At 60.1% G+C, this 1774-nt stretch carries 2 protein-coding genes; both read right to left on the reverse strand.

All coding sequences use genetic code 11. From position 1 onward, the window contains the following. Positions 1-89: 89 nt before the first annotated feature. Positions 90-1337 carry a glutamate carboxypeptidase gene (locus HLUSI_RS0111375; RefSeq protein ID WP_016834102.1) on the reverse strand — a complete coding sequence of 416 codons (1248 nt, stop codon included), beginning with the start codon at positions 1335-1337 and terminating at the stop codon, positions 90-92. Beyond that, entirely contained in the window at positions 1334-1609 is a 276-nt protein-coding gene (locus HLUSI_RS32600; RefSeq protein WP_157137828.1) for a hypothetical protein, read from the reverse strand. The genes HLUSI_RS0111375 and HLUSI_RS32600 overlap by 4 nt, the downstream gene beginning before the upstream one ends. Between the last annotated feature and the right edge of the window lie 165 nt (positions 1610-1774).

Below are 1774 nucleotides of genomic sequence, written 5' to 3' on the forward strand. Positions count from 1 at the left end.
TCCGTTGTGTTGTGTTGCCTTTTCAGGAGTGTTTCCCGTGGGATTTCCTGTGTTGCAGGAGGTCCGTTTTCTTTTTCTCGTGCTTTGGCTTATTTTCCTTTACCCATCGCTTCCATCATGCGCACCGTCAGGTACAGGCGCGGCACCACGCTATCCAGGTCGGCCCATTCGTCGGAGGAATGGATACGGTCGCCGACGATGCCCATCCCATCGAGCACGATGGGCTTGCCGGTCTTGGGGTTGTAGGCGAAGCCGGCGTCGGTACCGTAGCGCATGGAAACCGGCGTGATCGACTTGCCCAGTTCCTTGTAGATGCTGTCCGCAGTGGCAGCCAGGCGGTCGCTGTCGGCGTTCTTGCTGAACGGCGGACGACGGTTTTCCACCTTGACCTTGACCTCGGTTTCGGGGATCAGCTTCTTCTGGATGATCTTGTCGGCGTCGGCCTGCACGCGCTGGATTTCGCCGACATCGGACATCCGCATGTCGGCGGTGGCGCTGGCCTTTTCAGGAATGATGTTGACGCGGTCGCCGGCCTGGATCACGGTCCAGTTGACGGTGGTGCCCTTGGCCTGGCTGCCGAGGTCCTTCAGTTGGATGATCTGGTTGGACAATTCCACCGCCGCGTTGCGGCCGGCTTCCGGCGCGGAGCCGGCGTGCGAGGCGCGGCCCTTGACGTCGAGGTGGACGTAGGCGATGCCGTTGGTGGCGACGGTCACGACGTCGGCTTCAGGCGGTTCGAACACCAGTACGTAGTCCTGGTCGGCGGATAGTTTGCTGATCATGTCGCGCGAACCGAGCGAGCTTTTTTCTTCGTCGGGATTGAACAGCACGGTGAGCGTCTTGTAATCCTTGAAGCCGCGTTCGCGCGCAATATCGAGCGCATATACGATCAGCAGCGCGCCGCCCTTGGCGTCGGCCACGCCCGGACCGAACGCCTTGTTGCCGGTGATCTTGAACGGCCGCTTGGTCGCTTCGCCGATGCCGAACACGGTGTCGTAGTGGATCATCAGCATGATGTTCTTGCTGCCGCTGCCCTGCAGCTTGCCGATCACCATCTTGCCGGCAGCCGGCGGTGCGGCGACGATCTCGACACTGGCGCCGACTTCCTTCAGGCGCTGCGCCAGTATCGCTTCAACCTGCGCCAGGCCCTTGGCGTCGTCGGTGCCGGAATCGATATTGACCAGCGTGCCGAGATCCTTGACCAGTACGTCCTTGCGTTTTTGCGCGGCTTGCAACAGCGCGTTGTCGGCATTGGTCGGGCTGGTTTGTGCGAAGGAGGCTGCCGAAGTAGTACAGGCGAGTGCGGCGATGAGCGACATCAGGTGGGTTTTCGTCATGGATCTCTCGTGGAATGTTGATTGAAGAGCAATCTTTGCCGCAGGGATGGCGGCGTGTCGCCACTATAGCAGCCGAACGGGCCGGCGCAAATGCTGCGCACCGACACCAGCGGCCGCGCTGCATCGGAGAAAACCCGGTGCAAAAAATGATGCGGTCGCACATGCGTGACTTCACGCCAGACGATGCCCCCCTTCAGAAAATACAGATTGTTTTGACAACTGGCGGCGCTCAGACTCTGCTCCATTCGTGAACCGGCGATCGTTTTTTCCATCTGCCGCTCACCTCATTGCCATTTCATCGACACCTGATCAGAGCATTCCATGAGCCAGCATGACATCGACCTGACGCTGTTGCGTCAATGGGTCGGCAAGACTCAAAGCCACAGCGATTTCATCAACCCGGCCTTCGCCGCCGCGCTGGCCGGCACACTTGATCA

The sequence above is a fragment of the Herbaspirillum lusitanum P6-12 genome, from assembly GCF_000256565.1.
GTDB classification, from domain to species: Bacteria; Pseudomonadota; Gammaproteobacteria; order Burkholderiales; family Burkholderiaceae_D; genus Herbaspirillum; species Herbaspirillum lusitanum.

Excerpts from the sequence above, each read along its gene's own strand:
- HLUSI_RS0111375 (WP_016834102.1), bottom strand. The coding sequence starts at position 1,337 with ATGACGAAAACCCACCTGATGTCGCTCATCGCCGCACTCGCCTGTACT.
- HLUSI_RS32600 (WP_157137828.1), bottom strand. The coding sequence starts at position 1,609 with ATGGAAAAAACGATCGCCGGTTCACGAATGGAGCAGAGTCTGAGCGCC.